The sequence below is a fragment of the Citrobacter sp. wls714 genome, assembly GCF_005281025.1.
Classification (GTDB): domain Bacteria; phylum Pseudomonadota; class Gammaproteobacteria; order Enterobacterales; family Enterobacteriaceae; genus Citrobacter; species Citrobacter werkmanii.
In genome coordinates this window covers 16,580-42,826 of sequence record NZ_SZWZ01000092.1, presented here as the reverse complement: position 1 = coordinate 42,826, position 26,247 = coordinate 16,580, and the positions used below count along the sequence as shown (strand labels likewise).

Sequence of the window (26,247 nt, the reverse complement as noted above, 5' to 3'; positions counted from 1 at the left end):
AAAAAATGCCGGATAAGGCAGAGACGCCATCCGGCATTTTCTAAGTCAGCTCAGGGCCGTTACTGCAGCAGCGAAATATCCGCCACGCGCAGGAACAGCTCGCGCAGTTTTTCGAGCATAGACAGACGGTTAATACGCAAATCTTTATCTTCCACGTTAACCATCACTTTCTCAAAGAACGCATCAACCGGTTCACGCAGTGCCGATAGCTCAACCAGCGCTTCCTGGTAATGACCGGCTGCAAAGACAGGCTCCAGCTTATCGCGCAGCACCACAACCTGCATCGCCAGCGCAATTTCTTCCGGCTCTTTCAGCGTTGCCGCATTCACGCGGTCGTTCAGCGTTTCTTCAGACTTCGCCAGGATGTTTGATACACGCTTGTTCGCCGCAGCCAGCGCGGACGCGGCTTCCAGCGTACGGAAGTGCGATACCGCCTTCATACGCGCGTCGAAATCAGCTGGACGAGTCGGACGACGCGCCAGCACGGCCTGAATGGTATCAACGGTGTAACCCTCGTCCTGATACCATGCGCGGAAGCGACCGAGCATAAAGTCGATAACGTCATCCACGACTTTCGCGTTGGTCAGCTTGTCGCCGTACAGACGAACCGCTTCCTCGGTCAGCGTTTGCAGATCGAGATTCAGGTTCTTCTCAACGATAATACGCAGCACGCCCAGCGCGGCACGACGCAGCGCAAACGGGTCTTTGTCGCCTTTCGGATGCTGGCCGATGCCAAAGATACCCGCCAGGGTGTCCATTTTGTCGGCAATCGCCACGGCACAGGCTACCGGGTTAGACGGCAGGTCATCGCCGGCAAAACGCGGCTGATACTGCTCGTTCAGTGCCACGGCCACATCTTCCGCTTCGCCATCGTGACGCGCATAGTGCATGCCCATCACGCCCTGGGTGTCGGTGAACTCGAAGACCATGTTGGTCATCAGGTCACACTTGGACAGCAGGCCCGCACGCGTTGCGTGGTTCACGTCAGCGCCAATCTGACCAGCAATCCAGCCCGCCAGCGCCTGGATACGATCGGTCTTGTCGCGCAGCGTACCCAGTTGCTGTTGGAACAGCACGGTTTGCAGACGCGGCAGATGATCTTCCAGACGTTTTTTACGGTCGGTATTGAAGAAGAACTCGGCATCCGCCAGACGCGGGCGCACAACTTTCTCATTACCGGAGATAATCTGGCTCGGATCTTTCGATTCGATGTTGGCAACGAAGATAAAGTTCGGCAGCAGTTTGCCGTCGTTGGCGTAAACCGGGAAGTACTTCTGGTCGCCTTTCATGGTGTGAACCAGCGCTTCTGACGGAACCGCGAGGAATTTATCTTCGAACTTCGCGGTCAACACTACCGGCCATTCTACCAGCGAGGTGACTTCTTCCAGCAGGCTTTCGCTCAGATCGGCGTTACCGCCAATTTTACGCGCCGCTTCTTCTGCATCGGCTTTGATTTTTGCTTTACGCTCAGCGTAATCCGCAATCACTTTACCACGCTCACGCAGGATTTCTGGGTATTGATCGGCAGAGTCGATGGTGAATTCCGCTTCGCCCATAAAGCGATGGCCGCGAATCACACGATCGGACTGAATGCCCAGAATCGTTGCCGGAATCACTTTGTCGCCCAGCAGCAGAGTCACGGTGTGAACCGGACGCACGAAATGGACGTCAGACGCGCCCCAGCGCATCAGTTTCGGGATCGGCAGCTTAGCCAGCGAGGTGGCGATCATGTTCGGCAGCAGCGTTTCAGCGCTTTCGCCTTTCACATGCGCGCGATACAACAACCACTCGCCTTTATCGGTGGTCAGACGCTCGGCCTGGTCAACGGTGATACCGCAGCCACGCGCCCAACCTTCTGCCGCTTTGCTCGGTTTGCCTTCGGCGTCAAACGCCTGAGCAATTGCCGGGCCGCGTTTTTCAACTTCACGGTCAGGTTGCGCTTCAGCCAGGTTCGCGACTTTCAGCGCCAGACGACGCGGTGCGGCGAACCACTCAACGTTGCCGTGCGCGATGCCAGCGTTATCCAGCTCCGCGGTAAAGTTCGCAGCAAAGGACTCAGCCAGGCTGCGCAGTGCTTTTGGTGGCAGCTCTTCAGTGCCGATTTCCACCAGAAAAGTTTTCTCAGACATGGCCGCCTCTTATTTCTCTTTGTTGCACATCGGGAAGCCAAGGGCTTCACGGGAAGCGTAGTAAGCTTCTGCCACAGCTTTAGTCAGGGTGCGAATGCGCAGGATATAGCGCTGACGCTCGGTGACGGAGATGGCTTTACGCGCATCCAGCAGGTTGAAGCTATGAGCGGCTTTCAGAATACGTTCATACGCAGGCAGCGGCAGTGGATTTTCCAGCGCCAGCAACTGCTGCGCTTCTTTCTCGTACTGCTCGAAGCAGGTGAACAGGAAGTCCACGTCGGCATATTCGAAGTTATAGGTGGATTGCTCCACTTCGTTCTGATGGAACACGTCGCCGTAAGTGGTTTTACCCAGAGGGCCGTCGCTCCAGACCAGGTCGTAAACGCTGTCTACGCCCTGAATGTACATGGCCAAACGTTCCAGACCGTAGGTAATTTCCCCAGTCACAGGTTTACATTCCAGACCACCAACCTGCTGGAAGTAGGTGAACTGCGTGACTTCCATACCGTTCAGCCACACTTCCCAACCCAGCCCCCAGGCACCCAGCGTCGGGTTCTCCCAGTTATCTTCCACGAAACGGATATCGTGAATGGTCGGGTCCATACCCAGCTCTTTCAGAGAACCCAGGTACAGCTCCTGAATGTTGTCCGGAGACGGCTTAATCACTACCTGGAACTGATAGTAGTGCTGTAAGCGGTTCGGGTTTTCGCCATAGCGGCCGTCGGTCGGACGACGAGAAGGCTGCACATAAGCAGTCGCCATCGGTTCCGGCCCCAGCGCACGCAGGCAGGTCATTGGGTGAGATGTCCCCGCGCCGACTTCCATGTCCAATGGTTGAACGATGGTGCAGCCCTGGCGAGCCCAGTAATCCTGTAAGGTCAGGATCAAGCCCTGGAAGGTCCTGGTATCAAACTTTTGCATATTATTTCGTGCTGGATACGTGTGGATTTAAAGGAAGCGGTCAGTATACCCGCTGGCTGCAAGATATACAGTACGAAACGGGAAAAAGGGGGAACTTAGCGCATGGAAAGGTGCAAAAACTGCCCGTCTGCATCAAAAGAGCAGACAAAACTCTCTTTACGGAAGGTCGAACCACGCATCTCATAGCTGCCCTGGAATTGTTCCAGGCCGGAGATATCAATTTTCTGCGCGCCGATGTTATAAAGTTGTGCCGCCTCATTTTTGCACAGCGACTCCATATCCAGCGAGCGTGTTGCACTGACCTTAACCTTTTGCGCCTTCTGCGCGGGTGCAGACGGCTGTGTGTCGGCGCAAGCTACCAGCATGAGGGTAGCGATCGCGGGAAAGAAATACTTCATCATCATTTTATTACCGCCTGGTTTGCTGGTCAGTCTTATTATTAGTGTCTGGAAACAGATCCTATTTTGAGAATCTCATCAGACCATCTCAAGCTTTAGCGTAAAAACTCAGATTATTCCAGTGAGTTACGTACGCAAAATATCGGTCAGACTTTTTTTAATGGAGACAGAGGAACTGATGCAGCCCAAAATTTTCTGGATTGATAATCTGCGCGGAATAGCTTGTCTCATGGTTGTGATGATCCACACCACGACCTGGTACATCACCAATGCGCACAGCGTCAGCCCGTTGAATTGGGATCTGGCCAATGTGCTCAATTCCGCCTCTCGCGTCAGCGTCCCGCTGTTCTTCATGATTTCGGGCTATCTGTTTTTTGGTGAGCGCAGCGCCAAACCGCGCCATTTCACGCGCATCACGCTGTGCATTCTTTTTTACAGCAGCGTGTCGCTGGCCTATATTCTGTTGTTTACCTCGATCAATGCTGAGCTGTCGCTGAAAAACCTGTTGCAAAAACCGGTGTTCTATCACCTGTGGTTTTTCTTCGCCATCGCTGTCATCTACCTGGTTTCCCCGCTGATACAGGTGAAAAATATCAGCGGCAAGATGCTGCTGGCGCTCATGGTAGTGATTGGGGTGATTGCCAATCCCAACACCGTCTCGCAAAAAATTGGCGGTTTTGAGTGGCTTCCCATCAACCTGTACATCAGTGGCGATACCTTCTATTACATCTTGTACGGCATGTTGGGTCGGGCGATTGGCATGATGGATACGCAAAAGCGTGCGCTCACCTGGCTCTGTGCGGCGTTGTTCATCACCGCGGTGTTTGTTATTTCTCGGGGCACGTTGCATGAACTGCGCTGGCGCGGCAATTTTGCCGATACCTGGTACCTCTACTGCGGCCCGGCGGTGTTTATTTGTGCCGCCTCGCTCCTGACGCTGGTCAAAAATACGCTCAGCAAGCGCACTCTACCGGTACTGGGCCTTATTTCCCGCCACTCGCTGGGCATTTATGGCTTTCATGCGCTGATCATTCACGCGCTGCGCACCAACGGCCTTGAACTCAAAAACTGGCCACCGCTGGACATGCTGTGGATTTTTAGCGCCACGCTGGCGGGTAGCCTGCTGTTGTCCATACTCTTGCAGCGTATCGATACGCGCAGGTTGGTGAGTTAAGACTCACCCTTTTGTTCATTCGGCCCTGGACGCAGGAGTAAAACTTGTCCGGCCAAACACACAAAGAATGCTGCCAGGTATAGCCCCTTTTCGAGGGGCGTTAACGGTATATTCCATATCCCCACCAGCAGTAGCCCCAGCGTTATCAATGCCACCATCTGACACACGGAAGCGAAGCGTTCGTCGTTCTGATTGAGATTTTCAGCACGCTGATAAGCGTACGTCACAAACATTCCCGTCATCAGCGCACCCAGAAAATAGCCTTTGCCGCTTAATAACGGACATGCTCGCCATAAGCCGATAACGTAAATCAGTATGCCAGAGAAAAATAATATCCATGGCAACAGCCTGGTCGTCTTCATTGGGATCTCCTTATCCATCATGGATACAATATGAATAACCCGCTAAAGACAACACAGAAATATGCCACCACACTGGATTTTCAGAATAAATCCATTCACATCAATTATTTATTTCATTGAAATATATATTTGATAAATCCCCTCTGCTATTCAGAGGGGAAAGTCGTCAGGACATCAGCGGCTGTAATTGCTGATAAATACGACGGAAGGTTTCCCGACGCTGTAGGTAAAGCGCATGGCGCTCAGCATCAGGATAATGCGCCTGTTCCAGCGTAAGCTGAGGCAGTATGTCTGCTAACGGCTGCTGCGGATTCATAGCGATTTGCGCCAGTCGCGCCGCACCAAGTGCAGGGCCGACATCACCGCCGGTACGGTAATCCAGCTGCAATCCGCTGATGTCAGACAACATCTGACGCCAGTATGCGCTGCGCGCCCCGCCGCCAATCAAGGTAATGCTTGCAGGCTGCACGCCGCACGCATGCACCACATCCATACCGTCAGCCAGCGCAAAACCCACACCTTCCAGTACCGCTCGCGCCAGTTCTGCCGGACCATGCTGATGCGTCAGACCGAAAAATACGCCCTTCGCCTGCGGGTTATTATGCGGCGTACGTTCACCGGACAGATAAGGTAAAAACCAGACCGGCTCGGCGTCTTCATTCGCCTGTTGCGCTGCGGCGATCAACGCAGGTACGCTCGCCTGTCCGGTTAATTTCGCTGCCCAATCCAGGCAGGATGCTGCGCTCAGCATCACGGACATCAGGTGCCATCGTTCCGGCAAAGCATGACAAAAAGTGTGTACCGCGCTTTCCGGTTTGCTGAGGAAGCCGTCGCTTACCGCAAAATAGACGCCGGATGTACCCAACGAAAGCATCGCCTGACCGGCATTCATCATGCCCACGCCAACCGCCCCCGCCGCGTTATCACCGCCCCCGGCAACGACCGCAACCTCACTCATTCCCCAGTTCCGGGCGACTTCTGGCAGCAATGTTCCGGTAATCGCACAACCTTCGTATAGCGCAGGCATATGCGCACGAGACAGCTTACAGGCCGCCAGCATGACATCACTCCAGTCACGTTTGGCGACATCCAGCCACATCGTACCTGCCGCATCAGACATATCGCTGGCAAAATCGCCGGTCATACGCAGACGCAGGTAATCTTTCGGCAACAGCACTTTATCAATCTGGCTGAAAATCTCCGGTTCGTGGCGTTGCACCCACAGCAACTTTGGCGCGGTAAAGCCAGGCATCATCAGGTTGCCAGTAATAGCACGAGACTGCGGAACCTGGTTCTCCAGCATTATGCACTCTTCACCGCAGCGGCCATCGTTCCACAGGATAGCGGGACGTAATACTTTCTGTTGCTTGTCCAGTAACGTCGCGCCGTGCATCTGGCCGGCAATCCCTAACGCTTTCACCTCACTGAGCGAATGCTGCTGGCCCAGCGCTTTTACGGCGCGATCCGTTGCCAGCCACCATTGTTCAGGGTCCTGCTCTGACCATAACGGATGCGGGCGCGAGACCGTGAGTTTCTCCGTTTGCGAAGCGATCACATCGCCCTGCTCATTCAGCAGAATGGCCTTTACGCCTGAGGTGCCTAGATCTATCCCGATATACATAGCGTATTGTTCCTTAAAGAAAGGCCCGGCAGCGCGTAGCTTTCCGGGCTTACGGACGTTCTCAGAAACCTGTTATTTGTCGAACAAATAATGGTTTACCAGATTTTCCAGCAGTTCCTGATGACCGCTCTGGTGCACTGGCGCCAGGTTATGTTGTTCAGCGTACTGCGCAATTTCCGTCAGCGTCATCTGCCCTTTCAGAATTTGCTGGCCCAGCTCACCATTCCAACCGGCATAGCGCTTGGCCACGCGCTGATCCAGGCCACCGTCCTCAATCATACGGGCCGCAATTTTCAGCGACAGCGCCATGGTATCCATTGCGCCAATATGACCATAGAACAGATCGTATTTATCGGTGCTCTGACGACGGACTTTGGCGTCGAAGTTCAGACCGCCGGTGGTGAAGCCGCCCGCTTTGAGGATTTCGTACATCACCAACGCATTCTCTTCTACGCTATTCGGGAACTGGTCAGTATCCCATCCCAGTTGTGCGTCACCGCGGTTGGCATCGACAGAGCCAAACAGACCCAGCGCGATAGCAGTGGCGATTTCATGATGGAAAGAGTGACCCGCCAGCGTGGCGTGGTTGGCTTCGATATTCAGTTTGATCTCTTTTTCCAGGCCAAACTGCTTGAGGAACCCGTAAACGGTCGCTGCATCGTAGTCGTACTGGTGTTTGGTTGGTTCCTGTGGCTTCGGCTCGATAAGTAAAGTGCCCTGGAAACCCGTTTTGTGTTTGTGCTCTACCACCAGTTGCATAAAGCGGCCAATCTGTTCACGTTCCTGACGCAGATCGGTATTCAGCAGCGTTTCATAGCCTTCACGACCGCCCCACAAAACATAGTTTTCGCCGCCTAGCTTATGCGTGGCATCCATCGCCGTGACCACCTGCGTGGCAGCCCAACTGAACACTTCCGGATCCGGGTTCGTGGCCGCGCCCGCGCCGTAGCGTGGATTGGTGAAGCAGTTTGCCGTTCCCCACAGCAGCTTGACCCCACTTTGTTCTTGTTTTGCCGCCAGTACATCAACCATCTGCGCAAAGTTGTTTTTGTACTCTTTCAGCGACGCGCCTTCCGGCGAGACATCCACATCATGGAAGCAATAGTAAGGGACGTTCAGTTTGTGAAAGAACTCAAATGCGACATCCGCTTTGCGTTTCGCCAGCGCCAGTGCTTCTCCGGGCTGCTGCCACGGGCGATCGAAAGCGCCCATGCCGAACATATCCGCACCGTTCCAGCAGAATGTATGCCAATAGCAGGCGGCAAAACGCAGATGATCTTCCATGCGTTTGCCCAACACGATTTCGTCAGGGTTGTAATGGCGAAATGCGAGCGGGTTAGTAGATTTAGTCCCTTCAAAACGAACACGATCGAGTTGGTCGAAATAAGCCTGCATAATAAGCTCCATAATCAGGTAATACGGCGAGTAAACTGCGATATAGCTATACTGGAATTTCCTGATTTATTGCTCAATTACGTTATTTCACACCGCCATTAAGAGAATACCCAAACGTGCGCTGGCTCCCAAAAAATCGCATTGAAAAAAGAATTAAAAAAGCGATCGCGATCGAAGGTTCATCATTAAACAAAAAACCGTAATGCGCAGATAAAAAATGGCAATTGTCATCCCGCGTTCAGTATGTGAATTTTGCGTAGAATCAGAAAATAAAAATTTGTCACGCTTCATCAAGCAGTCGTACCTGCGGTTTTGCTAGTATCGACAGGCCACGTTAACCTTCCAGGACAGGTTCTTATGTTTGATAAACGTCACCGCATCACTCTATTATTTAATGCCAATAAAGCCTACGACCGCCAGGTGGTAGAAGGGGTGGGTGAATATTTACAGGCATCGCAATCAGAGTGGGATATATTCATTGAGGAAGATTTCCGCGCCCGCATTGATAATATCAAAGACTGGTTAGGCGATGGTGTTATTGCTGATTATGACGACGATGACATTGCACAATTACTTGCCGATGTGGATGTTCCTATCATCGGCGTCGGGGGTTCCTACCATGCGGAAAAGGATTATCCGCCGGTACATTACATTGCCACCGATAACCACGCGCTGGTAGAAAGCGCTTTCCTGCATCTGAAAGAAAAAGGGATCAACCGGTTCGCATTCTACGGACTGCCCGCTTCAAGCGGCAAACGCTGGGCCGCTGAACGTGAATATGCGTTTTGCCAACTGGTCGCGAAAGAAAAGTACCGTGGGGTTGTCTATCAGGGACTGGAAACCGCGCCGGAAAACTGGCAGCACGCGCAAAACCGTCTGGCGGACTGGCTGCAGACTCTGCCGCCGCAAACCGGCATTATCGCCGTCACCGACGCGCGAGCGCGGCACGTCCTGCAAGCTTGCGAACACCTGCATATTCCGGTCCCGGAAAAACTGTGCGTGATTGGTATCGACAACGAAGAACTGACCCGTTACCTGTCGCGGGTGGCGCTGTCATCCGTTGCTCAGGGGGCCAGGCAGATGGGGTATCAGGCCGCTAAGCTTTTGCACCGCTTACTGGCGAGTGAAGAACTACCGCTGCAACGCATACTGGTCCCTCCAGTGCGCGTCATTGAACGCCGTTCAACTGACTACCGTTCATTGACCGATCCGGCGGTGATTCAGGCGATGCACTTTATCCGAAACCATGCCTGCAAAGGCATTAAAGTCGAACAGGTACTGGATGCAGTGGGGATTTCGCGGTCGAACCTGGAGAAACGTTTTAAAGAAGAGGTCGGAGAAACTATCCATGCGGTGATTCATGCCGAAAAGCTGGAAAAAGCGCGCAGCCTGTTGATTTCCACCACGCTTTCAATCAACGAAATTTCACAAATGTGCGGCTATCCATCTTTGCAATACTTCTATTCCGTCTTCAAGAAAGAGTACGACACGACGCCAAAAGAGTATCGCGATGTGAATAGTGAAGTATTGCTATAGAGGGAATTGCCGGATGGCAGCTTCGTCTGATCCGGCCTACAAGATGATTTGTAGACCGGATTACACACGTTACATATGCGCGGCGATTAAGCGCTGGTTATCCTGATACATTGCGAACAGATAGTTGTTGTAGCTCTGTCCCTTAGTGGAATAACCCTTCAGCTTATGGATCATCGCAGTAGCGGTGACTTCCTGATCGGCTTTACGCAGTTGCGCGCGTGACTTACGGAAAGAAGAGTAAGCAGGGTGCGTATTCAGGTTAATGACATAGGCATTGACTGACTCTTTCACTGATTCAAACTGTGAGTAGCCTTTCACCTTACCCGGGGCATTGTTACAACGCCCTTTGCCACATTTCATGCCAAACAGGTTGTTGTTGCTCCGCGCCAGCTTCGATGTCCCCCAGCCGCTTTCAGCCGCAGCCATGGTTGCCACCATACTGGTCGGGATAATGTCTACACGCTCAAGCAGCGTATTCCACGGAATTTTACGCGTGTTACCTGACCAGCTCACCTTATAGCGCTTGGCGATGTCTTTCATCCGCGTACGCTCTGTCGGCGACCAGCGATTCTGGTACTGTTTTGAAATCAGCCAGTTACGATCCGCCGTAATGGCAGCATTTTGGCTGGTAATATAAGGCATAACCGTCCGGAGAAACGCTTTTTTCCTTGGTGTTCCGGAAGGGTATTTTCGCAAATCAGGAAGTGAACTACTCTTTGCATTATTGCGAGAATACTCTTGTTTACTGCTAACCTGTTTATTACTTGCCTTGATTACCTGGGGCTTGTGACTCGTTGTCGCCGTGTGTGTCTTTGCCAGCACCTCACCCGAAAATGCAACGGTGAGTAACATAAGAATCATTGCCCCATATCGTCGAATGGGAGTCAATATCATTAGGTCTCCTGGTCGGATTTATACATTCCAACACCTTATATTTTTCACAAAAATGAGAGATGAATCTCAAATCATATCAAAAATAACGGTCAAGAGCACCCAAAGGAATAGTCCAATTCTGAAACTATGTCACGCGTTAACGATTCGGGGCGCCATTAATTTGATGAAAATGTGGGGGTTATCGCAAAATTAGTTCATTTTTTGCGCGCATTAGCTCACCCTCACTTCTCCTCCTGGCGGAATCAGCTCAAAGGAGGAGTTTCCGGCCTGATTTCACTGGCAAACTGGCGAAAATCGCAGCATCAAGGACAGCATTATGAAACTTGCCGCCGTTGCGCTGGCGCTACTACCCGGAATTGCCATCGCCTCAACATGGACCTCTCAGGGACTTCCCACCTTCGAAGCGGAAGGTACGGGTAAATTCGTCAGCCATGCAGCGTTGACGAAGGGTACTCGTCCTTTAATTCTGAATTTTGACCAACAGTGCTGGCAGCCAGCTGATGCAATAAAACTCAACCAGATGCTGTCGCTCAAACCTTGTGAAGGCGCCCCGCCGCAGTGGCGTTTATTCAAGGACGGCGATTACACGCTGGAAGTCGATACCCGCTCCGGCACGCCAACGCTGATGCTCTCAGTCAAAAGCGCCGCAGACCCCGTCAGTGTCCAAATTCGCCAGTGTCCGAAATGGGATGGTTCGCCATTAACGCTGGACGTCAGTCAGACCTTCCCGGAAGGCGCCGTGGTGCGCGACTACTACAGTAACCAAACGGCGACGGTAAAAAACGGGTCGATTACCCTGCAGCCCGCCGCAACCAGTAACGGATTGTTGCTGCTGGAACGGGCGGAAACCGACGCCCCCGCTGCTTTCGACTGGCATAACGCGACGGTGTATTTCGTCCTGACGGACCGCTTTATGAATGGCGATCCGGGCAATGACCACAGCTACGGTCGGCGCAACGACGGTATGCAGGAAATTGGCACCTTCCACGGCGGCGATTTACGCGGTCTTGCCAGCAAACTCGACTATCTGCAACAACTGGGCGTCAATGCGCTATGGATCAGCGCGCCGTTTGAGCAAATCCACGGCTGGGTCGGCGGTGGCACCAAAGGCGATTTCCCCCACTACGCCTACCATGGCTACTACACTCAGGACTGGACCACGCTCGACGCTAATATGGGCAACGAAAACGATCTGCGCGCGCTGGTTGACGGCGCTCACCAGCGCGGTATCCGTGTCCTGTTCGATGTCGTGATGAACCATGCTGGTTACGCCACGCTGGCGGATATGCAGGAATATCAGTTTGGGGCGTTGTACTTATCAGGCGATGAGCTGAAAAACACGCTCGGCGAACGCTGGACGGACTGGAAGCCAGCCGCCGGGCAGAGCTGGCATAGCTTTAATGATTACATCAACTTCAGCGATAAAACCGGCTGGGAAAAATGGTGGGGCAAAAACTGGATCCGCACCGATATTGGCGATTACGACAACCCTGGTTTTGACGACTTGACCATGTCGCTGGCTTTCCTGCCCGATCTGAAAACCGAATCCACCACGCCTTCCGGCCTGCCTAATTTTTATCAGCACAAACCAGATACTCACGCCAAAGCTATCGCCGGCTACACGCCCCGTGACTATCTGACCCACTGGCTCAGTCAGTGGGTGCGCGATTACGGAATTGACGGCTTTCGGGTTGATACCGCCAAACACGTTGAGCTGCCCGCCTGGCAGCAGCTCAAAACACAGGCCAGCGCGGCGCTGGTCGAATGGAAGAAAGCCAACCCGGACAAAGCGCTGGATGATAAACCCTTCTGGATGACCGGTGAAGCCTGGGGTCACGGCGTCATGCAAAGCGACTATTATCGTCACGGTTTCGACGCGATGATCAATTTCGACTATCAGGAGCAGGCGGCGAAAGCCGTTGATTGTCTGGCAAATATGGATCTCACCTGGCAGCAGATGGCAGAAAAACTGCAGGATTTCAATGTCCTGAGCTATCTCTCCTCCCATGATACCCGGCTGTTTCGCGAGGGTGGAGACAAAGCCGCCGAGCTATTGCTACTGGCGCCTGGGGCAGTACAACTGTTTTACGGTGACGAGTCGGCCCGGCCTTTTGGCCCCACGGGTTCCGATCCCTTGCAGGGTACGCGCTCAGAGATGAACTGGCAGGATGTGACCGGGAAATCTGCCGCCAGCGTCGCCCACTGGCAACGTATAAGCCAGTTCAGGGCCAGACATCCCGCCATTGGCGCCGGTAAACAAACCACGCTGACATTGAAGCAGGGATACGGATTCGTCCGTGAACATGGCAACGATAAAGTTATGGTGGTGTGGGCCGGTCAGCACTGATCCTGACGGGCTTCTCGTACTCGCTGATGCGAGAAGCCCAATTCACGATAAAACACCACCCCGACAAAAATCTGCAGCACAAAACATCAATCCAGCCTGATACCCCTGATTTGCACCCCGCCATAGGTAGCGCTATGGTTAGCCACTTTACTACTCAGTTCGACAGACCACCTGCTATGACATTCTCACTTTTTGGCGACAAATTTACCCGCCATTCAGGTATCACACGCCTGATGGAGGACCTCAACGATGGCTTACGTACACCAGGCGCCATCATGCTCGGCGGCGGTAATCCGGCGCAAATCCCAGAGATGAAAAATTACTTTCAGTCTCTGCTGGCAGATATGCTGGAAAACGGCAAAGCCACTGATGCGCTTTGCAATTATGACGGTCCACAAGGTAAAACCGAGCTACTGGCCGAGCTGGCGAAACTGCTACGTGAGAAGCAGGGTTGGGATATCGAGCCACAAAATATTGCACTGACAAATGGCAGTCAGAGCGCATTTTTCTACTTATTCAATCTCTTCGCCGGACGCCGCGCCGACGGAACAACCCAAAAAGTGTTGTTCCCATTAGCGCCGGAATATATTGGCTATGCCGATTCCGGGCTGGAAGAAGAACTCTTTGTCTCTGCACGCCCAAACATCGAACTGTTACCAGAAGGGCAGTTTAAGTATCACGTTGATTTTGAACATCTGCACATCGGTGAAGAAACGGGGATGATCTGCGTGTCGCGCCCGACTAACCCGACAGGCAACGTGATCACCGACGAAGAGCTGATGAAGCTGGATCGGCTGGCCAACCAGCACGGCATCCCGTTGGTGATCGATAACGCGTATGGCGTACCGTTCCCTGGCATCATTTTTAGCGAAGCGCGGCCGCTGTGGAACCCAAACATTGTGCTGTGCATGAGCCTTTCTAAGCTGGGTCTGCCAGGCTCCCGCTGCGGCATCATTATCGCCAATGAAAAAATCATCACCGCCATCACCAATATGAACGGCATTATCAGCCTTGCGCCCGGCGGAATGGGACCGGCGATGATGTGCGAAATGATTAAACGTAACGATCTTCTGCGCCTTTCTGAGACAGTGATCAAACCGTTTTATTACCAGCGCGTTCAGCAGACTATTGCGATCATTCGCCGCTATTTACCTGAAGATCGCTGTCTCATCCATAAACCAGAAGGGGCGATTTTCCTGTGGTTATGGTTCAAAGATTTGCCGATCACCACCGAGCTGCTGTATCAGCGCCTGAAAGCGCGCGGCGTGCTGATGGTTCCCGGTGACTACTTCTTCCCGGGGCTGGATAAACCCTGGCCGCATACTCATCAGTGCATGCGCATGAATTACGTTCCAGAGCCGGAGAAAATCGAAGCTGGCGTGAAGATTCTGGCGGAAGAGATCGAGCGCGCCTGGCTGGAAGGCTAACGCAAATCCCGACCCGAGCGTGGGTCGGGATCGCTTCACAGAGGCTGTGAACGCAGACGCTGTCGCTGCATACTGACAGCATCAATACACTGCAAGGCATTGGTCGGGCAGGCTTCTACACATGCAGGTCCCGTCTCGCGATGCCAGCACAAATCACATTTTATCGCCTGCGCCCGTGCCGTTCGTGCGACAACATTCATCGCCCCAAACGGACATGCGATCATGCAGCTTTTACAGCCAATACACTGCGCCTGTTCAACGAAGATATGCCCATGTTCACGACGAATAGCGTGCGTTGGGCACACATTAGCGCAGGGAGCATCTTCGCACTGATGACAGGCTACTGCCGTCGTAAAGGCATCGTCTTTAATCACCCGAATCCGCGGGATAAACGCCGCGGAGGAGACCGATGCGCAATCCTGATTTTCCTGATGTGCGACAACGCAGGCAACTTCGCAGGTACGACACCCAATACATTTTGCCGCATCCGCCATAATAAACTCGTTCATTGCCCCCTCCGTCAGAGTGAAAACCACAGATTGCCAGAGAGAGACTCCCTGCTGCCTTGATCGGACAGGGGAAACGGTTAAATTTTGTCAGGTGACTGAACGACGCCAGGCATGCGCCTAATCGCGAACGGTAAAGCCCAGCTCATTGGAAATTGCCTGAGCGGTTTCGCGCAGCGGCTTAAGTAAATTCTTTTCCCCTACCTGCTTCAGACGTGAGGTAGAAAGTGAAATCGACACCGAATACGGCACCCGACCGTGAATATCAAACACCGGCACGGCAATACAGGAAACCCCCAGCTCGTTCTCTTCTCGATCCATCGCCATACTGCTTTCGCGGATTTGCGCCAGTTCGTCATACATCGCCGGTAAACCGGTAATGGTATTGCGGGTCAGAGGCTGAATCAGATCCTGATGGCTCTCCCAGTAGGACGCCACGTAATCCGCATGCCCAAACGCCATATAGATTTTGCCCATCGCGGAGCAGTACAGCGGCATATGCTGGCCGATATAGGCGCGGGTACGCAGCATGCCCGTTGTCGGCTCGAGCTTATAGATCAAAATAGCGTGGTCATCTTCACGGCTGGAGAAGTTGATGGTTTCGCCGGTGGCAATATTCAGCGCTTCAAGGTGCGGCGCGGCGACATGGATAATATTCAGTGACGACAGCGCCTTCTGCCCAACGGCGATAAATTTAGTGGTCAGCCGATAGCTGCCCGCAGCGGGTGCGGGTGTGACATAGCCGCAGGACTGCAATCCTTGCAGGAGTCGATGCACGGTACTTTTGTTCAGCCCCGCCAGTTCAGACAGGTGGGCCAGCGGGCACCCATTCGGATAGTTGCTCAGGATCTCAATCAACATCAAACCACGGAACAGGCTCTGACTTCCGGCTGGCCTCTCTTTGTCTTGCGTCATTTCACTCTCTTTTGTGCCCATTTTTTCCGCTCCCCTTTTCATCGCGCTCTGATGGTAGCGCAAAGTGTGTTTCAGTTCACGATCTGAACCAAAAAAACACAACTATTTGATTTTGCAGATTTTAAAAAACAGGCCACCCCGTTGATCTGTTAAATTTTGATCGCTATATTTGAAATCAGATTTCGCATAGTGAAATTTAGAGATAAAAAAGCGATCAAATTTAAACAAGGAAACAGGAATGAAAGTCACCTTTGAACAGTTAAAAGATGCGTTCAATCGGGTACTGCTGGCACGCGGTATCGCCGTTGAAACCGCCGATGCCTGTGCCGAAATGTTCGCGCGCACCACCGAATCCGGCGTCTATTCGCATGGCGTCAACCGTTTTCCCCGCTTCATTCAACAACTGGATAACGGCGACATCATTCCTGAAGCCAAACCACAGCGCATCACCAGCCTGGGGGCGATTGAGCAATGGGATGCCCAGCGTTCGATCGGCAACCTGACGGCGAAAAAGATGATGGACCGGGCCATTGAGCTGGCCTCCGATCACGGTATTGGTCTGGTGGCGCTGCGTAACGCCAACCACTGGATGCGTGGCGGCAGCTATGGCTGGCAGGCCGCGGAGAAAGGGTACATTGGTATCTGCTGGACCAACTCAATTGCCGTCATGCCGCCGTGGGGTTCGAAGGAGTGCCGCATTGGTACTAACCCGCTGATTGTCGCCATCCCCTCCACGCCAATCACCATGGTTGATATGTCGATGTCGATGTTCTCCTACGGCATGCTGGAAGTGAATCGCCTGGCCGGTCGCGAACTGCCGGTAGACGGTGGTTTTGACGATGAAGGCAATCTCACCAAAGAGCCTGGCATTATCGAAAAAAATCGTCGCATTCTGCCAATGGGTTACTGGAAAGGTTCAGGTCTGTCGATTGTGCTGGATATGATTGCCACCCTGCTTTCTGACGGCTCTTCCGTTGCGGAGGTCACTCAGGATAACAGCGACGAATATGGCGTTTCGCAGATTTTCATCGCCATTGAAGTGGATAAGCTGATCGATGGCGCCACGCGCGATGCCAAACTACAGCGGATTATGGATTTCATCACCACCGCCGAACGCGCGGATGAAAACACGCCTGTTCGTCTGCCAGGCCACGAGTTTACAAAGCTACTGGAAGAAAATCGCCGTAACGGTATAACCGTTGATGACAGCGTCTGGGCAAAAATTCAGGCGCTGTAAGGAGCAACACCATGATCTTTGGACATATCTCTCAGCCTAACCCGTGTCGTTTGCCCGTGGCGATTGAAAGGGCGCTCGATTTCCTGCGCACCACGGATTTCCGCAAGCTTGAGCCGGGCGTGGTGGAGATAGAAGGTAAAAATATCTTCGCACAAATTATCGATTTAACCACGCGTGACGCTGCCGAAAATCGCCCTGAAGTACATCGCCGCTATCTGGATATTCAGTTTTTAGCCTGGGGTGAAGAAAAAATCGGTATCGCCATTGATACCGGAAATAACCAAATCAGCGAATCGTTATTAGAACAGCGCGATATTATTTTTTATCACGCCAGCGAACATGAATCTTTTATTGAAATGATTCCGGGAAGTTACGCCATATTTTTCCCGCAGGATGTTCATCGTCCAGCATGTCATAAAACTGTCGCCACGCCGATCCGCAAAATAGTCGTGAAGGTTGCTATTTCAGTTTTATAAAAGGAGCACAAAAATGAAAGCTAACACTACCGGTTATATTATCGGTGCGTACCCTTGTGCACCCTCATTTCACCAAAAGAGTGAAGAGGAAGAGAAGGACTTCTGGCGTCAACTCTCCGATACCCCGGATATTCGCGGACTGGAGCAGCCCTGCCTTGAGCATCTGCATCCGTTAGGTGACGAGTGGTTATTGCGCCATACGCCAGGCGAGTGGCAAATCGTGGTCACAGCGATTATGGAGACCATGCGCCGTCGTGGTACTGAGGGTGGTTTCGGGTTGGCCTCCAGCGACGAAGAGCAGCGTCAGGCCTGTGTGGCGTATTACCGCCATCTGCACCAGAAAATCAACCATATTAATGCGGCCAGCGCCGGGAAAATAATCGCCCTTGAACTGCATGCCGCTCCACTGGCAAGCAACCCAAATGTCGCTCAGGCCACCGACGCGTTTGCCCGTTCACTCCAGGAAATTACCCGTTGGGACTGGTCCTGCGATCTGGTGCTGGAACATTGCGATGCTATGACTGGCCCCGCGCCACGCAAAGGATTTTTACCGTTAGAAAACGTACTGGACGTGATTGCCGGTTACGACATCAGCGTGTGCATTAACTGGGCGAGATCGGCGATTGAAGGGCAGAACCTCGCCCTACCTCTGGCCCACACGCAGCAGGCCCAACGGGCCGGGAAACTGGGCGCGCTGATGTTCTCCGGCACGACGCTGACAGGAGAATACGGCGAATGGCAGGACCTTCACGCACCATTTGCCCCTTTCTGCCCGCAGAGCCTGATGACCACGGACCATGCCCGCGAATTATTCGCCTGCGCAGGAAGCGATCCATTGCAGTTTGCCGGTACTAAATTGCTGGAAATAAATGCCAATGCAGATGTGAACCATCGCGTAGCGATATTACGCGACGGCATCGCTGCATTAAACAAAGCAAAACTATAAAAATAACATACTACTCTACGAGAATATTAATATGAACATGACCTCTCGCCCTACACTCAAAGATATACCCCGTCAGCGCTGGCTGCGGATTATTCCCCCGATTTTGATCGCTTGTATTATCTCTTATATGGACCGCGTTAATATCGCATTTGCGATGCCCGGCGGTATGGATGAAGAATTAGGTATTTCCGCCACCATGGCCGGTCTGGCCGGGGGAATTTTCTTCATCGGTTATCTGTTTTTACAGGTACCCGGCGGAAAAATTGCCGTACACGGCAGCGGCAAGAAATTTATCGGCTGGTCGCTGGTTGCCTGGGCGGTTATTTCCGTTCTGACGGGATTGATCACTAACCAGTATCAACTGCTGGTTTTACGTTTCTTACTCGGCGTGGCCGAAGGCGGCATGCTGCCGGTGGTGCTGACGATGATCAGTAACTGGTTCCCCGACGCCGAACGCGGTCGCGCCAATGCGATTGTGATTATGTTCGTGCCTATTGCCGGGATCATTACCGCCCCGCTCTCAGGCTGGATAATCACCGTACTCGACTGGCGCTGGCTGTTCATCATTGAAGGTTTACTCTCCGTCGTCGTTCTGGTGCTGTGGGCCTATACCGTTTACGACCGTCCGCAGGAAGCGCGCTGGATCTCTGAGGCGGAGAAAAATTACCTGGTAGAAACCCTGGCCGCCGAGCAAAAAGCGATTGCCGGAACAGAGGTCAAAAATGCCTCTCTGGGCGCGGTGCTGTCCGACAAAACCATGTGGCAACTTATCGCGCTGAACTTCTTCTATCAGACCGGGATTTACGGTTACACCCTGTGGCTGCCGACCATCCTCAAAGAGTTGACCCACAGCAGCATGGGGCAAGTTGGCATGCTCGCTATTCTGCCGTACGTCGGCGCGATTGCCGGGATGTTCCTGTTCTCTTCCCTCTCTGACCGGACCGGCAAACGCAAGCTGTTCGTCTGCCTGCCGCTGATTGGCTTTGCCCTGTGCATGTTCCTCTCTGTAGCACTGAAAAATAACGTCTGGCTGGCTTATGCCGCACTGGTTGGCTGCGGATTCTTCCTGCAATCGGCTGCAGGCGTGTTCTGGACTATTCCGGCGCGTTTGTTCAGCGCGGAAATGGCCGGTGGCGCACGTGGGGTCATCAATGCGTTGGGTAACCTCGGCGGTTTCTGCGGTCCTTACGCGGTCGGCGTACTTATCACCCTGTACAGCAAAGATGCAGGCGTTTACTGCCTGGCCGTCTCACTGGCTCTGGCCGCGCTGATGGCGCTGCTGCTGCCAGCGAAATGCGACGCGGGTTCCGCACCGCTCAAAACACTGAACCCACATAAACGCACGGCGTAAAACAATGCCCGGGGGCGCTGCGCTTACCGGGCCTACAAAATCAATAAATACCCAAGGCCGGATACGCGCAGCGCCATCCGGCAAAAATGAGATAACAAAGATGAGTGATAGAGAGACCTTTTGGCTGGGGATCGATTGTGGCGGTACCTATCTGAAAGCCGGTTTGTATGATGCCAAAGGTCATGAGCATGGAATTAACCGGCAATCGTTGCAGACCGTATCGCCATTACCGGGTTACGCCGAACGCGATATGCACCAATTGTGGCAACAGTGTGTTGCCACCATTGCCGGGCTGTTGAAGCGCACTGGCGTATCCGGTGAACAAATCAAAGGCATCGGTATTTCCGCTCAGGGCAAGGGACTGTTCCTTCTCGATAAACAGGATAAGCCGCTGGGCAATGCCATTCTCTCTTCCGACCGACGTGCGATGGGCATCGTTCAGCGCTGGCAGCAGGATGGGATCCCCGAGCAGCTCTACCCGATCACCCGCCAGACATTATGGACCGGACATCCCGCATCCCTCCTGCGCTGGGTGAAAGAAAATGAACCACAACGCTACGCGCAAATCGGCAGCGTCATGATGGGCCATGACTACCTGCGCTGGTGCTTAACCGGCGTGAAAGGCTGCGAAGAGAGCAACATCTCTGAGTCCAACCTCTACAACATGACGACAGGCCAGTACGACCCGCGTCTGACCCAGTGGCTGGGCATCAGTGAAGTCGACAATGCGCTACCGCCTATTGTCGGTTCAGCAGAAATATGCGGGGAAATCACCGCTCAAACAGCCGCCATAACCGGTCTGGCGGCGGGTACTCCCGTCGTCGGCGGTCTGTTTGATGTGGTTTCCACCGCACTCTGCGCCGGGATCGAAGATGAACACACCCTCAACGCGGTGATGGGAACCTGGGCCGTCACCAGCGGGATCGCTCACGGCCTGCGCAACCACGAAGCGCATCCTTACGTCTATGGCCGCTATGTCAATGATGGGCAGTACATCGTTCACGAAGCCAGCCCGACCTCTTCCGGCAATCTGGAGTGGTTTACCGCCCAGTGGGGCGAACTCTCTTTCGATGAGATCAACCAGGCCGTTGCCAGCTTGCCAAAAGCCAGTAGCGATCTTTTATTCCTGCCTTTTTTGTATGGCAGTAACGCCGGGATGGAGATGACCAGCGGTTTTTATGGCATGCAGGCTATACACACCCGTGCCTACTTGTTACAGGCCATCTACGAAGGCGTGGTTTTCAGCCATATGACCCACCTCAACCGTATGCGTGAGCGCTTTACCAAGGCGCATACCCTGCGCGTTACCGGTGGTCCGGCGCATTCCAACGTCTGGATGCAAATGCTGGCGGACGTCAGCGGTTTACGTATCGAACTGCCGCAGGTTGAAGAGACAGGCTGCTTTGGCGCAGCGCTCGCCGCCCGCGTAGGCACCGGTGTTTATCACAATTTCAGCGATGCCCAGCGCAGCTTACAGCACCCGGTACGCACCCTGTTGCCGGACGCCGCGGCGCATGCGAACTATCAGCGCAAATACCGCCAATACCAGAATTTAATTACCGCACTGCAGGGCTATCACGCCCGTATTAAGGAGCACGAATAATGAGTCGACCATTACTGCAACTGGCGCTTGACCACACGAATCTGCAAGCGGCCCAACGCGATGTCGCGCTGCTACAGGAAAGTGTCGATATCGTTGAGGCAGGCACTATTCTCTGCTTAACCGAAGGCCTTTCCGCCGTGAAAGCGCTGCGAGCACAGTGCCCGAATAAAATCATCGTCGCCGACTGGAAGGTGGCCGATGCGGGCGAAACTCTCGCACAGCAGGCGTTTGACGCAGGCGCCAACTGGATGACCATCATCTGCGCCGCACCGCTCGCTACGGTGGAAAAAGGCCATGGCGTCGCGCAGTCCTGCGGCGGCGAAATTCAGATGGAACTGTTCGGCAACTGGACCCTGGATGATGCCCGCGACTGGTATCGCGTCGGCGTTCGCCAGGCGATTTACCATCGTGGACGCGATGCGCAGGCCAGCGGTCAACTGTGGGGGGAAGCGGATCTGGCGCGGATGAAGGCGCTTTCTGATATCGGTCTGGAGCTGTCGATTACCGGTGGAATTACGCCCGCCGACCTGCCGCTGTTTCGCGACATCAACGTCAAAGCCTTTATCGCTGGACGCGCGCTGGCGGGAGCACAAAACCCGGCGCAGGTGGCCGCCGAATTCCATGCGCAAATCGACGCCATCTGGGGAGCAAAATATGCGTAACCATCCGTTAGGTATCTATGAAAAAGCGCTGGCCAAAGACCTCACCTGGCCGGAGCGGTTAGTGCTGGCGAAAAGCTGCGGTTTTGATTTCGTTGAAATGTCGGTAGATGAAACCGATGAACGTCTGTCGCGCCTTGACTGGACTCCTGCCCAGCGCGCATCGCTGGTGAGCGCGATGCTGGAAACCGGCGTGGCCATTCCTTCTATGTGTCTGTCGGCCCACCGCCGTTTTCCCTTTGGCAGTCGCGATGAAGCCGTCCGCGCCCGGGCACGCGACATCATGACCAAAGCCATCCGCCTGGCCCGGGATTTAGGTATTCGCACAATTCAACTGGCCGGTTACGACGTCTATTACGAAGAACATGACGAAGGTACACAGCAGCGCTTTGCCGAGGGGCTGGCATGGGCAGTTGAGCAAGCCGCCGCCGCGCAGGTGATGCTGGCGGTAGAAATCATGGATACCGCATTTATGAACTCGATCAGCAAGTGGAAAAAGTGGGATGAAATGCTCTCATCGCCGTGGTTCACCGTCTACCCGGACGTGGGCAACCTCAGCGCATGGGGTAATGACGTTACGGCTGAATTGACGTTGGGCATCGACCGTATCGCCGCGATCCATCTGAAGGACACGCTGCCGGTAACCGAAACTCATCCGGGCCAGTTTCGCGATGTCCCCTTTGGCGAAGGATGTGTGGACTTTGTGGGCATCTTCAAAACGCTGCATCAATTGAACTATCGCGGATCGTTTCTGATTGAAATGTGGACGGAAAAAGCAAAAGAACCGGTGCTGGAAATTATCCAGGCCCGACGCTGGATAGAAGACCGTATGCAGGAAGGAGGTTTCCCATGTTAGAACAACTGAAAGCCGAGGTACTGGCGGCGAATCTGGCGCTGCCGGCACATGGTTTAGTCACCTTTACCTGGGGTAACGTCAGCGCAGTAGATGAAACACGCAAGCTGATGGTGATCAAGCCATCCGGCGTGGAATATGACGTGATGACCGCCGATGATATGGTGGTGGTGGATATCGCCAGCGGCAACGTGGTTGAAGGCAGTAAAAAACCCTCTTCCGACACGCCAACTCATCTGGCGCTGTATCGCCGTTACCCTGAGATCGGCGGCATTGTGCACACGCACTCACGCCACGCGACAATCTGGTCGCAAGCGGGTCTTGATCTCCCGGCATGGGGCACCACGCATGCCGACTACTTTTACGGCACGATCCCATGTACCCGACTGATGACCATGGAAGAGATCAACGGTGAATATGAATACCAGACCGGCGAAGTGATCATTAAAACGTTTGAGCAACGGGACCTGAACCCGATGCAGGTTCCGGCGGTACTGGTGCATTCACACGGCCCGTTCGCCTGGGGTAAAAACGCCGCGGATGCTGTGCATAACGCAGTGGTACTTGAGGAGTGCGCCTATATGGGGCTGTTCTCACGCCAGTTGGCCCCGCAGTTACCGGATATGCAGCCTGAGTTACTGGATAAACACTATCTACGTAAACATGGCGCGAATGCCTATTACGGGCAGTAGCATAAGTGATAGCCGCTGCCAGTTAGCAGCGGCTAATTATTTAGAATTTAACCCAGTTATTGTGATTACTTTCCTGCTTCACAGCTTCTACACTCATTTTTCGAATGCCCATTAGAGTCTGTGGGATGTTATTATATTCATGTGATACGTGGAAAACAGAAATAGCCTCTTCAAGCTTAAGCGCCTGTTCCTCTAACGAACTCGCTGCTGCAGAGGACTCCTCAACCAACGCCGCATTTTGTTGTGTAGTCGTATCCATTTCCGTCATTGCCTGAGCAATTTGAGTAACACCCCGACTTTGCTCACTGGTTGCCAGTGCAATATCCGCCATAATATCGCGCATCCGAATGACTGATTGCTCAATATCCGCAATCGCAATCCCCGAACGTTCAACCAATGCAAAACCGGAATCAACCTGTTTAACCGAATCAGTGATCAATTCCTCAATCTCTTTAGCTGATTGCGCGCTGCGCTGGGCAAGATTACGAACCTCTCCTGCAACAACTGCAAACCCTTTCCCCTGCTCCCCAGCGCGTGCTGCTTCAACGGCAGCATTCAACGCCAGAATATTCGTCTGAAAAGCGATCCCATTAATTACAGAGGTAATTTCCGAAATACGGTGTGAGCTAGTTCGGACGTTTTTCATTGATTCAATAACAACCTGAGAAATTTGGCATCCTTCATTGGCTTTTTTCGCTGCAAGTTCAGACAGCTTTAGCGCATCGTTGGCATTTGCTGCATTAAGTGCAATAGTTGAAGTTAATTCTTCCATACTCGCCGCAGTTTCAACCACAGCAGCCGCTTGTTCTTCTGTACGAGAAGATAAATCAATATTTCCCGATGCTATCTCTGATGAAGAGCGTGCGACACTATCTACACCTTCTCTCACGTCATGAATAATCGTTTTCAGATTGTTATTCATTGTATATATCGACTGCATTAATGAACCCAGTTCATCGCGTCGTTCAGTCTTAAGATCGTGAGTCAGATCCCCTTTGGCAATCTGTTCTGCCAAACGTAAAGTATCCTGAATTGGCAACGTTATCGAGCGCGTAATCAGCCATGCCAATAAAATCCCGATACCAATTCCCACTAAAGCCACAATCTCCATTTGCCAGCTTACTGGATACTTCAAGCACCTCATTATTTAATTGGCGATAAGGCACAATATCACTGGCGTAACCTTTTATTTCCTTAATAATATTGTCAAGATAGGATTGCCTCTCGCTTGATAATAATGATTTGAATCGCTCGCCAAGAGCCAGACTTTCATCAATACGGGTTTGTAGCGTATGCAATTTATTTTCTGTCGGTGACTTCAAATATTCACTGAGCAATGTATCCAAATCACTCATCGCAAAACTAAATTGAGATATCATCATCCCGAGTTCTGGCTGCAAAGCTATATCATAGCTCCAGCGGTTTAAGCTCGTTGATTTAGTGTAAAAATCCTGACTATCAAGCCGTTGTTGCATTGCTACCTTTTTCGTCATTAATGAGTCAAACACTTCCCAATCTTCGAAACAATTTTTCAGTGCGCGTTTGCTTCGATTAAGAATATCCAGACCACTTTCAGACCATGTGAAAGCAAACAAATTTTCAAGATGCTGTGACAATTGCGCCATAGCAACCTTATTTTGTTTAAAATAAGCGGCATCTCCAGATAACTCATAGCTAATTCGGCTAAGTTTTGCTGCTGCCAAACTTTCGAGGAGTTTGATACTAACTGCATTTTTATCAACACGTTCCTGGATTTGCCTTAAGCCAAACAATCCTGAAGCCATAATAGAAATCATGATGATAAACATCGCAGAAAAACCTAATAGCATCTTTTTATTTAATTTTAAATTTAGAAAAAAGTACTTTATTTTCATATTTATGCCATCCAGTAGAAATGCCCAGAGAAGTGATTAATATTTTCCACTTGATACAGAAACCGGAGTAAGAAATGTTTACCCTGTAAAAAGACCCTGGGCATTACTGCCCAGGATAATATTTCGGAGGCGACATCACGCTCACGAAAAAAAACTTTCCACAGGTGTCGGACTTATATTAAAAATCAACTAAACCATATAGCGGTTTTATATTATTCAGTCTTATAATGTAGCCACTGCCTTTAACATTAACAATGGTATCTGCAGGCAACCCTAAAAGGCTCAATTTTTTATTCAAATTACTTACTACTTTGCATAACCGTTGTGTTGAGGCACTTAAGTCATATTTTTCCCAGATATTGCTAAGTAATTCATCTCGCGATACATATCGATTCTCGGCGTTTATCAAAAGATAGATCAACAGACGAAACATCGTACTATTCAGAAATATACCACCAAATAAAATGATGCTATCCATCTTATGTACCGGAAGTCTAAATATTCTGGCTTCTTTAACATCGAAAAAAATTTCTCTACCAATCATAAATCCCTGTAATTGATATTTCATAGTTCAGCGACTCACTTTAACATCAGCCGATGATATCCAGACATTCTCATTCCTCCTTTACTTTCACACTGCAAGTGTAAAGTGATGAAAATTAATTTCAATATACATTCTGTGCACCCTTCCTCTAGCAACATTCCAGCCAAAATCAGAATAAAATGTAAAATAATATACCGGTTAATAAAATGATACTTTTTCAAGCAGCAAATTTACAGAATAAATCTCTAACAAATCGTACGCACTCATAATGACAATGCAAAACCAATTATTTATCTCAAATCACGGATAATAATTCTGTTTGAGTTTCACTGAAGCATTCTGTTGCGTGATAATCACTTCGTTGAGATTGACCTTAAGCCATTCCAC

General features: G+C 52.1%; 24 protein-coding genes. 12 read left to right on the top strand and 12 right to left on the bottom strand.

Annotated elements, in window-relative coordinates:
- Window positions 1-59: 59 nt before the first annotated feature.
- The 3 genes from glyS to FDX11_RS18905 all read right to left on the bottom strand — a co-directional run bounded on the left by glyS (window position 60) and on the right by FDX11_RS18905 (window position 3,454).
- A complete protein-coding gene (glyS, locus tag FDX11_RS18915; RefSeq protein WP_061380943.1) occupies window positions 60-2,129 on the bottom strand; it encodes a glycine--tRNA ligase subunit beta in 2,070 nt (689 codons plus the stop codon).
- A 9-nt stretch (window positions 2,130-2,138) separates the two neighbouring features.
- A complete protein-coding gene (glyQ, locus tag FDX11_RS18910; protein WP_001168552.1) occupies window positions 2,139-3,050 on the bottom strand; it encodes a glycine--tRNA ligase subunit alpha in 912 nt (303 codons plus the stop codon).
- Window positions 3,051-3,145: 95 nt separating this feature from the next.
- Window positions 3,146-3,454 (bottom strand): YsaB family lipoprotein, encoded by a 309-nt coding sequence (locus tag FDX11_RS18905; protein WP_079225840.1) that lies wholly within the window; start codon window positions 3,452-3,454, stop codon window positions 3,146-3,148.
- Window positions 3,455-3,626: 172 nt separating this feature from the next.
- Between FDX11_RS18905 and FDX11_RS18900 the strand changes: the two genes are divergently transcribed.
- Entirely contained in the window at window positions 3,627-4,622 is a 996-nt protein-coding gene (locus FDX11_RS18900; protein WP_042311996.1) for an acyltransferase, read from the top strand.
- Here the strand turns inward: FDX11_RS18900 and yiaB are convergent.
- The 3 genes from yiaB to xylA all read right to left on the bottom strand — a co-directional run bounded on the left by yiaB (window position 4,619) and on the right by xylA (window position 8,000).
- Window positions 4,619-4,984 carry an inner membrane protein YiaB gene (yiaB, locus tag FDX11_RS18895; protein WP_042311678.1) on the bottom strand — a complete coding sequence of 122 codons (366 nt, stop codon included), beginning with the start codon at window positions 4,982-4,984 and terminating at the stop codon, window positions 4,619-4,621. The genes FDX11_RS18900 and yiaB overlap by 4 nt on opposite strands.
- Before the next feature lie 166 nt (window positions 4,985-5,150).
- Window positions 5,151-6,605 (bottom strand): xylulokinase, encoded by a 1,455-nt coding sequence (gene xylB / locus FDX11_RS18890; RefSeq protein WP_137398369.1) that lies wholly within the window; start codon window positions 6,603-6,605, stop codon window positions 5,151-5,153.
- A gap of 72 nt (window positions 6,606-6,677) precedes the next feature.
- Window positions 6,678-8,000, bottom strand: coding sequence for a xylose isomerase (gene xylA / locus FDX11_RS18885; RefSeq protein WP_042311674.1), 1,323 nt, complete (start codon window positions 7,998-8,000; stop codon window positions 6,678-6,680).
- Between the two features lie 357 nt (window positions 8,001-8,357).
- Here xylA and xylR point away from each other — a divergent pair, with 357 nt between their 5' ends.
- Complete coding sequence (xylR, locus tag FDX11_RS18880) at window positions 8,358-9,536, top strand: D-xylose utilization transcriptional activator XylR (protein WP_042311672.1); 1,179 nt, start codon at window positions 8,358-8,360, stop codon at window positions 9,534-9,536.
- Between the two features lie 69 nt (window positions 9,537-9,605).
- Here xylR and FDX11_RS18875 read toward each other — a convergent pair whose 3' ends face one another.
- A complete protein-coding gene (locus FDX11_RS18875; RefSeq protein ID WP_137398368.1) occupies window positions 9,606-10,430 on the bottom strand; it encodes a protein bax in 825 nt (274 codons plus the stop codon).
- Window positions 10,431-10,746: 316 nt separating this feature from the next.
- On the opposite strand from FDX11_RS18875, the gene malS reads away from it, so the two are divergent.
- Complete coding sequence (malS, locus tag FDX11_RS18870; protein ID WP_137398367.1) at window positions 10,747-12,777, top strand: alpha-amylase; 2,031 nt, start codon at window positions 10,747-10,749, stop codon at window positions 12,775-12,777.
- A 176-nt stretch (window positions 12,778-12,953) separates the two neighbouring features.
- Window positions 12,954-14,204 (top strand): valine--pyruvate transaminase, encoded by a 1,251-nt coding sequence (gene avtA, locus FDX11_RS18865; RefSeq protein ID WP_042311667.1) that lies wholly within the window; start codon window positions 12,954-12,956, stop codon window positions 14,202-14,204.
- Window positions 14,205-14,239: 35 nt separating this feature from the next.
- Here avtA and FDX11_RS18860 read toward each other — a convergent pair whose 3' ends face one another.
- Window positions 14,240-14,713 (bottom strand): 4Fe-4S dicluster domain-containing protein, encoded by a 474-nt coding sequence (locus FDX11_RS18860; protein WP_042311665.1) that lies wholly within the window; start codon window positions 14,711-14,713, stop codon window positions 14,240-14,242.
- Between the two features lie 117 nt (window positions 14,714-14,830).
- Entirely contained in the window at window positions 14,831-15,667 is an 837-nt protein-coding gene (yiaJ, locus tag FDX11_RS18855; RefSeq protein ID WP_371414802.1) for an IclR family transcriptional regulator YiaJ, read from the bottom strand.
- Window positions 15,668-15,863: 196 nt separating this feature from the next.
- Here yiaJ and yiaK point away from each other — a divergent pair, with 196 nt between their 5' ends.
- The 8 genes from yiaK (at window position 15,864) to araD (ending at window position 23,442) form a co-directional block, all read left to right on the top strand.
- On the top strand, window positions 15,864-16,862 hold the full coding sequence (yiaK, locus tag FDX11_RS18850) for a 3-dehydro-L-gulonate 2-dehydrogenase (RefSeq protein ID WP_137398366.1): 999 nt from the start codon (window positions 15,864-15,866) through the stop codon (window positions 16,860-16,862).
- An 11-nt stretch (window positions 16,863-16,873) separates the two neighbouring features.
- The gene (locus tag FDX11_RS18845; protein WP_137365846.1) at window positions 16,874-17,338 is read left to right on the top strand and encodes a YhcH/YjgK/YiaL family protein; all 465 of its coding nucleotides are present in this window, start codon (window positions 16,874-16,876) and stop codon (window positions 17,336-17,338) included.
- A 13-nt stretch (window positions 17,339-17,351) separates the two neighbouring features.
- On the top strand, window positions 17,352-18,284 hold the full coding sequence (locus FDX11_RS18840) for a DUF4862 family protein (protein ID WP_137398365.1): 933 nt from the start codon (window positions 17,352-17,354) through the stop codon (window positions 18,282-18,284).
- A gap of 31 nt (window positions 18,285-18,315) precedes the next feature.
- Window positions 18,316-19,635 carry an MFS transporter gene (locus FDX11_RS18835; RefSeq protein WP_137349117.1) on the top strand — a complete coding sequence of 440 codons (1,320 nt, stop codon included), beginning with the start codon at window positions 18,316-18,318 and terminating at the stop codon, window positions 19,633-19,635.
- A 100-nt stretch (window positions 19,636-19,735) separates the two neighbouring features.
- Complete coding sequence (locus tag FDX11_RS18830; protein ID WP_042311654.1) at window positions 19,736-21,238, top strand: FGGY-family carbohydrate kinase; 1,503 nt, start codon at window positions 19,736-19,738, stop codon at window positions 21,236-21,238.
- Window positions 21,238-21,900 carry a 3-keto-L-gulonate-6-phosphate decarboxylase UlaD gene (gene ulaD, locus FDX11_RS18825; RefSeq protein WP_042311650.1) on the top strand — a complete coding sequence of 221 codons (663 nt, stop codon included), beginning with the start codon at window positions 21,238-21,240 and terminating at the stop codon, window positions 21,898-21,900. Before FDX11_RS18830 ends, ulaD begins: the two co-directional genes overlap by 1 nt.
- Entirely contained in the window at window positions 21,893-22,753 is an 861-nt protein-coding gene (locus FDX11_RS18820) for an L-ribulose-5-phosphate 3-epimerase (protein WP_042311646.1), read from the top strand. Before ulaD ends, FDX11_RS18820 begins: the two co-directional genes overlap by 8 nt.
- Entirely contained in the window at window positions 22,747-23,442 is a 696-nt protein-coding gene (araD, locus tag FDX11_RS18815; protein WP_042311643.1) for an L-ribulose-5-phosphate 4-epimerase, read from the top strand. Before FDX11_RS18820 ends, araD begins: the two co-directional genes overlap by 7 nt.
- A 40-nt stretch (window positions 23,443-23,482) precedes the next feature.
- Here the strand turns inward: araD and FDX11_RS18810 are convergent, their stop codons facing one another.
- The 3 genes from FDX11_RS18810 to FDX11_RS18805 all read right to left on the bottom strand — a co-directional run bounded on the left by FDX11_RS18810 (window position 23,483) and on the right by FDX11_RS18805 (window position 25,884).
- Window positions 23,483-24,457 (bottom strand): methyl-accepting chemotaxis protein, encoded by a 975-nt coding sequence (locus tag FDX11_RS18810; RefSeq protein WP_249360750.1) that lies wholly within the window; start codon window positions 24,455-24,457, stop codon window positions 23,483-23,485.
- A complete protein-coding gene (locus tag FDX11_RS25545) occupies window positions 24,414-25,316 on the bottom strand; it encodes a hypothetical protein (RefSeq protein WP_249360749.1) in 903 nt (300 codons plus the stop codon). Before FDX11_RS25545 ends, FDX11_RS18810 begins: the two co-directional genes overlap by 44 nt.
- A 178-nt stretch (window positions 25,317-25,494) precedes the next feature.
- Entirely contained in the window at window positions 25,495-25,884 is a 390-nt protein-coding gene (locus FDX11_RS18805) for a helix-turn-helix domain-containing protein (RefSeq protein WP_042311638.1), read from the bottom strand.
- Window positions 25,885-26,247: the final 363 nt, after the last annotated feature.

Coding starts and splice junctions, on each gene's coding strand:
- glyS (WP_061380943.1), bottom strand. CDS start 2,129: ATGTCTGAGAAAACTTTTCTGGTGGAAATCGGCACTGAAGAGCTGCCA.
- glyQ (WP_001168552.1), bottom strand. CDS start 3,050: ATGCAAAAGTTTGATACCAGGACCTTCCAGGGCTTGATCCTGACCTTA.
- FDX11_RS18905 (WP_079225840.1), bottom strand. CDS start 3,454: ATGATGATGAAGTATTTCTTTCCCGCGATCGCTACCCTCATGCTGGTA.
- FDX11_RS18900 (WP_042311996.1), top strand. CDS start 3,627: ATGCAGCCCAAAATTTTCTGGATTGATAATCTGCGCGGAATAGCTTGT.
- yiaB (WP_042311678.1), bottom strand. CDS start 4,984: ATGAAGACGACCAGGCTGTTGCCATGGATATTATTTTTCTCTGGCATA.
- xylB (WP_137398369.1), bottom strand. CDS start 6,605: ATGTATATCGGGATAGATCTAGGCACCTCAGGCGTAAAGGCCATTCTG.
- xylA (WP_042311674.1), bottom strand. CDS start 8,000: ATGCAGGCTTATTTCGACCAACTCGATCGTGTTCGTTTTGAAGGGACT.
- xylR (WP_042311672.1), top strand. CDS start 8,358: ATGTTTGATAAACGTCACCGCATCACTCTATTATTTAATGCCAATAAA.
- FDX11_RS18875 (WP_137398368.1), bottom strand. CDS start 10,430: ATGATATTGACTCCCATTCGACGATATGGGGCAATGATTCTTATGTTA.
- malS (WP_137398367.1), top strand. CDS start 10,747: ATGAAACTTGCCGCCGTTGCGCTGGCGCTACTACCCGGAATTGCCATC.
- avtA (WP_042311667.1), top strand. CDS start 12,954: ATGACATTCTCACTTTTTGGCGACAAATTTACCCGCCATTCAGGTATC.
- FDX11_RS18860 (WP_042311665.1), bottom strand. CDS start 14,713: ATGAACGAGTTTATTATGGCGGATGCGGCAAAATGTATTGGGTGTCGT.
- yiaJ (WP_371414802.1), bottom strand. CDS start 15,667: ATGAAAAGGGGAGCGGAAAAAATGGGCACAAAAGAGAGTGAAATGACG.
- yiaK (WP_137398366.1), top strand. CDS start 15,864: ATGAAAGTCACCTTTGAACAGTTAAAAGATGCGTTCAATCGGGTACTG.
- FDX11_RS18845 (WP_137365846.1), top strand. CDS start 16,874: ATGATCTTTGGACATATCTCTCAGCCTAACCCGTGTCGTTTGCCCGTG.
- FDX11_RS18840 (WP_137398365.1), top strand. CDS start 17,352: ATGAAAGCTAACACTACCGGTTATATTATCGGTGCGTACCCTTGTGCA.
- FDX11_RS18835 (WP_137349117.1), top strand. CDS start 18,316: ATGAACATGACCTCTCGCCCTACACTCAAAGATATACCCCGTCAGCGC.
- FDX11_RS18830 (WP_042311654.1), top strand. CDS start 19,736: ATGAGTGATAGAGAGACCTTTTGGCTGGGGATCGATTGTGGCGGTACC.
- ulaD (WP_042311650.1), top strand. CDS start 21,238: ATGAGTCGACCATTACTGCAACTGGCGCTTGACCACACGAATCTGCAA.
- FDX11_RS18820 (WP_042311646.1), top strand. CDS start 21,893: ATGCGTAACCATCCGTTAGGTATCTATGAAAAAGCGCTGGCCAAAGAC.
- araD (WP_042311643.1), top strand. CDS start 22,747: ATGTTAGAACAACTGAAAGCCGAGGTACTGGCGGCGAATCTGGCGCTG.
- FDX11_RS25545 (WP_249360749.1), bottom strand. CDS start 25,316: ATGAAAATAAAGTACTTTTTTCTAAATTTAAAATTAAATAAAAAGATG.
- FDX11_RS18805 (WP_042311638.1), bottom strand. CDS start 25,884: ATGAAATATCAATTACAGGGATTTATGATTGGTAGAGAAATTTTTTTC.